We start from the raw sequence: 7709 nt of genomic DNA, 5'->3' as shown, positions 1-7709 counted from the left end.
ATAAGCGCTATTCTGAGTCGCGCGCGTGCCCAGTTTACAGTGCACTGAAACACGGGCCACCTGTTCTTGATCTTCATGACAAATGAGCCTGTTTTTTCCAGATCTTCACTGCCTGAAACCGCACCCGTTCGAGATGTTATCCTGCGGGTCGCCACACATCGCAAAGCTTCGTCCCGGTACCGCCTCAGCACCGCCGCACATCGGTTCCCTGTCAACCCGTATCGCCACCCCGTTTGTTTTTGAATCCTCTTGACAGCGTCACGCCCTTCGCGAAGATCACAGATCATCGGAATGCAAATCGGCATCCTCTTCTTCAGAATTTCACTGACAGAGTAAGCATTATGAATCATGAACAACTCCCTCCCGAACCGCATGTCCGGACTCCCCGCCCTGAATCAGGGCAGAATGGACGATGCATAAAAAATGATTAATCGTATCGCCTGCATTTCCGCAATCTTGAGTGCAATACATTCAGGCGTTGCGTTTCTCAATCTAATCTACCCGGTCCAAAGTGCCCTGGAGACGTTGTAGTAAAACTGGATACAGCACAGAGCGCATCACATTCAACCATAGCATCCCTCAATCCAATCTACCCGGTCCAAAGTGCTTTGGAGACGTTGTATTAGAACTGGACACAGTCTGAACCGCGAGCGCCGACGAATTTGACGACTGCTGTCAGCCCGACATCAGAGAATGCGAACAGTCACCCGACCAATATTACTGAAACGCAGCAGCACGCCCAGCTGAATATCAATCACCGGTGCTCAGTACGATGCAGGGATAAACCATCAGATCCGACAGACACCGCCGCCACGAGTCCTGTTATCACCACCGGTTCGAGCTTCTTTCATAGTTTCACCCGCAAAAGATTGATTCCAGCGAGTACGGGGTGGTACCGGATGCAATCCGGTACGAGCGCAGCGAGCAGGAGGTCGCAGCTACAGCGATCGGTACAAGGCAATGCTGCATACCACTTCATTTCAGAAAATGAGGGGCGATCTCTCACCAGGCATCACCAACACTGCCACCTCCTGTTGTCTACGACAACCCCGGATTGCATCCAGGGTCACCCAAATATATTTGATGTGCTTGAACATCGGGTGCTACCGGATGTAATCCGGTACGAGCGCAGCGAGCAGGAGGTCACAGTTGCAGCGATCGGTACAAAATAAGCAACCCGCCTCATCAGTTCTGAAAATGAGGGACGCCCATAGAACAACAACAGCTGAGAAAAAACGGGAGCTTACTTCAACAGAATCGTCTGCTCACGGTCCGGGCCGACGGAAACAATTTCTACCGGTTTGCCGATGATTTCCTCAATCGCCTTGATATAAGCAATCGCATTTTCCGGCAGATCTTCCATCTTACGAATGCCGGTGATGTCTTCTTTCCAGCCCGCAATGGTACGGTATACGGGCTTGGCCTGTTCCAGATCGAGAATATGACTGGGGAAGTCAATGACCTGCTTGCCATTCACGTCATAGGCTTCGCAGATCTTCAGTTCATCCATACCACTCAAGACATCCAGCAGCATAACGGCAATGCAGTCCACGCCACTGATGTTGGCACCATAACGGGTCGCGACGGCATCGAACCAGCCGCAGCGTCGAGGCCGACCGGTGACCGTACCATATTCGTTCCCCACGTCACGGATGCGCTGGCCGATTTCATCATGCAGTTCGGTGACGAAGGGGCCGCCCCCCACCCGTGTGGTATAGGCCTTCACAACTCCAATCATCTTATCGATATAGCGTTCGGAGACACCACTTCCATTGTGAATTCCACAACCGGAACTGTTAGAAGAGGTCACATAGGGAAACGTTCCATGATCGATATCCAGCAGGCTTCCCTGGGCACCTTCGAACAGAATTTTTTTCTTCTCAGCGACCGCGTTTAACAGATACGTATTGGTGTCGACGACATGATCCTTCAATTGCTCTGCATAACCCGAATATTCTTCGTAGATGGCATCGACATCCAATGGCTCCGCTTCCGGATCGAGGGCCTGAAAAATCTTGTTTTTGTAGGGGACGATTTCTTCCAGACGGCTGCGGAAAAATTCCGGACGAACCATGTCCCCCATCCGAATGGCGTGGGTTCTGCCCGCTTTATCGCGGTAACAGGTCCCGATCCCCCGCATGGTCGTGCCGATCGCTTTTTCCTTGCGACTCTGCTCGAAAACCACTTCTTCCTGCATATGATAGGGAAAAATCACATGGGCCCGGTCACTGATCAGCAGCCGACTGGCTGCAATCGGACCATTCTGCTCGACAATGGACGCCATTTCCTGCAGGAAGGCCTTGGGATTGATGACCACCCCTCCCGTAATCACGGAGGTGACATTCGGATTCAGGACTCCCGCCGGTAAAAGTGAGAGCTTATAAGTCTTTCCATCAAATTTGACAGTGTGACCTGCGTTATTCCCCCCCAGGTACCGCACCACGATTTCGTGCTGCTCTGAGAGTAAATCTACAATTTTGCCCTTGGCTTCATCGCCCCACTGTAATCCAATTACCGACGTCGCTGACACAACACTATCCCGCTGGTTAGATAAAATAAAACTGAGAATAAGACTATCCTGCCTGCTTCAGAAGCAAACAGACAGGGCGCACTCCAGGCGCGCACCGGCCCATTTTATCGAACCACATCCCATTTGGGGAGCGCCACGCGCCAGGTTGATCTTAATAATTGGATTTTCGCTGCCAGTGTTGATATAATTCCTTGTACAGATCGCCTCCGTGCGGGCCAGACCAGGAAATTTCAGCAGGATAATGAACATAACTCCTCAAAAACGCGTATTGATTATTGACGATGACGAAGGTCTGACCGAACCACTGCAAATGGCCATGGAAGCCGCCGGGTACGAAGTTTTCATCGCCCACGACGGAAACGAAGGCCTGATGAAAATCGAGCGCGACGCGCCCGATCTGGTCCTGCTGGATCTGGTCATGCCCCGTCGCAGCGGCTTCGCCGTCCTCGACAGCATCACCAACTACAAACAGCGGGCCCCCCGCGTCATTATGGTGACGGGAAACAGCGAACCCAAATACCGCGAACTGGCCCTCGATCGCGGCGTCGATCTCTTCGTCGCCAAACCCTACCACATCGAAGACCTGGTCAAAGCAGTCAATAAACTGTTGAAACCGGAATAAACCACCCTGATAGAGCGTAGTTAACTCTGAAGGTAACTGGGAAGTTCCTATAGTAAATAGTGCGCGAAAACGGGTGATACCGGATGAAATCCGGTACGAGCACAGCGAGCAGGAAGTCCCAGCTGCAGCGATCGGGACAAGGCCATGCTGCCTGCCTCTTCAGTTCAGAAAGTGAGTCGCGTCCTCTCACCAGACATCACCAACACTGCCACCTCCTGTTGTCTCACGACAACCCCGGATTACATCCGAGGTCACCCGGAAAAGGTGGGTTCCAAGAATGTCTTGGGTGCTACCGGATGAAATCCGGTACGAGCGCAGCGAGCAAGAGGTCCCTGCTACAGCGATAGGCCCAAAGCAATGCCGCCTGCCGCTTCAGTTCAGAAAATGAGGCACGTTCTCTCACCAGACATCACCAACACTGCCACATCCCGTTGTCTAGCGACAACCCCGGATTGCATCCGGGGTCACCCGGAAAAGATGGGTTCCAAGAAAGTCTTGGGTGCTACCGGATGAAATCCGGTACGAGCACAGCGAGCAAGAGGTCCCAGCTGCAGCGATCGACCCAAAGCAATGCCGCCTGCCTCTTCAGTCCAAAAATGAGACGCGTTCTCTCATCAGGCACCAACAACTCTGTCACCTCCTGTTGTCTGCGACAACCCCGGATTACATCCGGGGTCACCCGGAAAAGGTGGGTTCCAAGAATGTCTTGGGTGCTACCGGATGAAATCCGGTACGAGCGCAGCGAGCAAGAGGTCCCTGCTGCAGCGATCGGCCCAAAGCAACGCCACCTGCCTCTTCAGTTCAGAAAATGAGGCACGTTCTCTCACCAGACATCATCAACACTGCCACCTCCCGTTGTCTGCGACAACCCGGATTACATCCGGGGTCACCCGGTTTTAATTCTGCTCACCCGCCGCCGATTGCGGGGAGAAAATGGATTTCACTTTCGGGTGTCACCTTTTCAGACAGGCCGCGAGGGGTCACGTTCTGGTCGACGGTGACTGCGAGCCCCGCCCTGAGTGTGCCCTCAGGGCAGAGTCGTTCTTTGACGCCGGGATACATTTCGTCTAAAGACTCCACCGCCTCCCTGACGGTGGTCCCTTCCACGACGGCTTCCGCTGCTCCTTTGCAATAGGGTTTGAGCAGCGGTGGAATAAACAGACGAGGCATAGCAGCTTCCGTTCCTGATCAGGATTCTTTCTTCAACAGTTCATGCAGAACCCGCGGCGGTGACATCGGCAGTTCATACATTCGCACGCCGACCGCGTCATAAATGGCCGCTTCCAGGGCCGCTGGCGGCGGTACGATGGGAACTTCCCCCACGCCCCGCACACCATAGGGATGCCCCGGGTTGGGCACTTCCACGATAATCGGATCGATCATCGGCAGGTCATAACAGGTCGGGATCCGATAGTCGAGGAAGTTGGCATTTCGCATGCTGCCTGCTTCGTCATACCAGTATTCTTCATTCAACCCCCAGCCAATTCCCTGTACCGCGCCCCCCTGAATCTGTCCTTCGACATACGCAGGATGAATTGCTGTTCCACAGTCCTGGGCCGCGGTGTAACGCAGAATATCAACTTTGCCGGTATCAGGATCGACTTCCACATCGACCAGGTGCGTACCAAAGGCGCCGCCAGGTTCGTTATGATTGGAAACACCACGCCCCACCAGCGGCTCACCTCCCAGAGATAATTCGATGGCAATCTCCTTGAAGGTCATGGATTTGTCGGGGCCAATGACTGAACCATCTTCGTAAGACACGAGATCCGGATCCACTTCCCACAGCTCAGCTGCCCGGCTGACGATCTGGCGCTTCAGATCCTGAGCAGCTTCATAAGCGGCCCAGCCTGTCGCGTAGGTCACGCGGCTTCCGCCGGTCACGTCGGTATAGCCTACGCTGTCTGTATCCACCACGGCCGGTTTGATGTCTTCCGCTGCCAGCCCGATTGCCTCTGCGAACTGCATGGCAATCGCGGTGCGTGAGCCGCCGATATCGGTAGAACCTTCCAGTAGACCAACCGAACCATCCGAGTTGACGGTCGCGGTCACGGCCGATTTCAGACCCGCATTGAACCAGAAACCGGAACCAATGCCCCGTCCCTGATTTTCACCGGTCAGCGGCGTATTATAATGCTCGCTGTTTTTGATCGCTTCCAGCGTTTCCACCAGACCGATGCGGGGATACGTCACCCCGTCTATGCGGCGGGTTCCTTCTTTCGAAGCATTCAACAGACGGAATTCCAGGGGGGACATGCCCATCTGTTCGCACAGTTCATCCACCACGGTCTCCGTGGCAAAGGCAGCGTTGGTCGCTCCCGGCGCGCGATACGCGTTGGTACGGGGCTTGTTGACGCAGACGTCATAACCTTCGACGCGACCATTGGGAATATCGTAACAGGAGAAGACACACATGGCGCCGGCACCAATCGGAGAACCGGGATAACCGCCTGCTTCATAAGCCATCCAGGCCTCGGCAGCGGTGAGACGTCCGTCTGCATCGACGCCCATCTTGATTCTGATAAAGGAACCGGGAGTAGGGCCGGTTGCCTGCAGCACGTCTGCCCGGTCCATCACAATTTGAACGGGAACCCCTGCTTTACGGGATAAGACGGCAGCCGCTGGTGCGAGATAAACGGAAATCTTGCCACCAAATCCCCCGCCAATTTCTGCAGGGACCACTTTCACGCGGGCCAGGGGCACATGCAATAACTCTGCCATCTGCGAGCGAACCGAAAACGTGCCTTGCGTCGGAGTCCAGACGGTAATTTGACCATCGTTGTTCCACAATACGGTCGCAACGTGCGGTTCGATATAACCCTGGTGCACGGTCGATGTGCGAAATTCGCGTTCGACAACATATTTGGCGTCGGCGAATCCTTTTTCGAGATCCCCTTTTTCAAACACGATATGCTTGGCGATATTACTCGGCTTGTCCCCTGTTTCGCCTGTGGAGGCTTCTTCCGTCCGCACATCCGGATTCAAAACAGGCGCGTCATCTTCCATCGCTTTCAGCACATTCATCACGGGAGGCAGAACTTCATATTCGACTTCGATCAGGCTGGCTGCTTCCTGTGCGATATGCAGATTGTCGGCAGCAACCGCAGCAACTGCGTGTCCTTTGTAAAGCACCTTGGTGCGGGCCAGATTGTTACTGCTGAGATGGTTCAGGACGACAGCCCCTTCCCCCAGCTCGGCAATTTTATCACCGGGTTCCGGCAGATCCGCACTGGTGACAACGGCGCGCACACCCGGGAAAGCTTCGGCTTTTGAGGTATCAATCGATTTAATATTCGCATGCGCATGCGGGCTCCGCAGCACCGCGCCAAAGATCATGCCTTTGACTTTGATATCCGCACCGTACAACGCACGGCCGGTGACCTTGTCTGATCCGTCATGACGAATCGGCCGGGTACCGATCACTTTATATTTAGGAGTCTCTTCGCTACCTTCTGCGGTTCTGGTTTCATCAATGGTCGCCATTAGACAGTCTCCTTCTCACATGAGGCAGATTGAGCACATCGTGTTTCTGCAGCCTGCTGGATGGCACGCACGATCTTGTCGTAACCGGTGCAACGACACAGATTGCCCGCCATCGAAAAACGAATTTCTTCTTCGGTCGGGTTCGGATTCTCATCCAGAAACGCTTTGGCAGACATGATAAAACCGGGAGTGCAGATGCCACACTGCAGTGCCGCGTTTTCCAGAAACGCTTCCTGCAGCGGGTCCAGTCCATCGACGGGCGCCAGGCCTTCAATCGTTTCAATATTGGCACCTTCTGCTTCGACAGCCAGCACCATGCAGGTATTGACGGCTTTCCCGTCAATCACCACGGAACAGGCGCCACAGTTACCGTTCGAGCAACCTTCTTTGGCGCCGGTCAAACCCAGTGTGTTTCGTAAGACTTCGAGCAATGTCTGCCGTGGCTGACAGAGGAATTCCTCTTCCCGCCCATTGACAGTCGCGGTTACGATCCGTTTCTTCGCCATCGAAAAGTCCTTATTCAAAAATGATCTATTAATATTTTGTTGATTGAGTGAGACAGCAGTCAGTTGAGGAATTAACCGCGAGCACGTTCGACCGCTTTTTTCAAGACACGTTCGGTGAGCACGCCTGTCACATGCAGGCGGAACTCTTCGGTTCCCCGCATGTCCGTAATCGGCTTAATCACGGACCGTGCCGCCTCTCCTGCTTTTTTGATCGTCTCATCATTCACAGGCTGGCCTGCCAGCAGTTCGCTGGCTTCCTGGGCATAAAATGGTTTCGCAGCAACGGCTCCCAGACCAATGCGGGCGGAGACGAAGTTTTCGCCACTCTCGTCCAGAACCACGGAGGCCCCCACGCCGACCACAGCGATGTCCATTTCATTCCGGGGAATGAACCGCCGGTAATGCGAGCCGCTATGCCCAGGCCGCGGTGGAAATTTGAGTTCGACAATAATCTCGCCCGGTTCCAGGACATTCTTGCCCGGTCCGGTACAGAACTGATCCACGGGAATTTCTCTGCTTCCTGCAGGCCCCTGAATCACTACCGTTGCTTCCAGGGCGATCAATGCCG

6 protein-coding genes are annotated in these 7709 nt (G+C 54.3%); 1 reads left to right on the top strand and 5 read right to left on the bottom strand.

Annotated elements, in window-relative coordinates:
• Positions 1-1243: 1243 nt before the first annotated feature.
• Complete coding sequence (locus AACZ40_RS27085; protein WP_291180270.1) at positions 1244-2530, bottom strand: adenylosuccinate synthase; 1287 nt, start codon at positions 2528-2530, stop codon at positions 1244-1246.
• Positions 2531-2771: 241 nt separating this feature from the next.
• Between AACZ40_RS27085 and AACZ40_RS27080 the strand changes: the two genes are divergently transcribed.
• Positions 2772-3152 carry a response regulator transcription factor gene (locus tag AACZ40_RS27080; protein ID WP_291180268.1) on the top strand — a complete coding sequence of 127 codons (381 nt, stop codon included), beginning with the start codon at positions 2772-2774 and terminating at the stop codon, positions 3150-3152.
• A gap of 906 nt (positions 3153-4058) precedes the next feature.
• Here the strand turns inward: AACZ40_RS27080 and AACZ40_RS27075 are convergent.
• The 4 genes from AACZ40_RS27075 to AACZ40_RS27060 all read right to left on the bottom strand — a co-directional run.
• The gene (locus AACZ40_RS27075) at positions 4059-4322 is read right to left on the bottom strand and encodes a MoaD/ThiS family protein (protein WP_291180266.1); all 264 of its coding nucleotides are present in this window, start codon (positions 4320-4322) and stop codon (positions 4059-4061) included.
• Between the two features lie 18 nt (positions 4323-4340).
• Entirely contained in the window at positions 4341-6635 is a 2295-nt protein-coding gene (locus AACZ40_RS27070; protein WP_291180263.1) for a xanthine dehydrogenase family protein molybdopterin-binding subunit, read from the bottom strand.
• A complete protein-coding gene (locus tag AACZ40_RS27065) occupies positions 6635-7141 on the bottom strand; it encodes a (2Fe-2S)-binding protein (RefSeq protein WP_291180261.1) in 507 nt (168 codons plus the stop codon). Before AACZ40_RS27065 ends, AACZ40_RS27070 begins: the two co-directional genes overlap by 1 nt.
• Before the next feature lie 71 nt (positions 7142-7212).
• Positions 7213-7709 (bottom strand): FAD binding domain-containing protein (locus AACZ40_RS27060; protein ID WP_339676679.1); only part of this gene is annotated, 497 nt, incomplete at its 5' end.

The sequence above is a fragment of the uncultured Gimesia sp. genome, assembly GCF_963972345.1.
Lineage (GTDB): Bacteria > Planctomycetota > Planctomycetia > Planctomycetales > Planctomycetaceae > Gimesia.
Note: the sequence above shows the minus strand (reverse complement) of the source record. Positions and strands in the feature narration are given on the sequence as shown.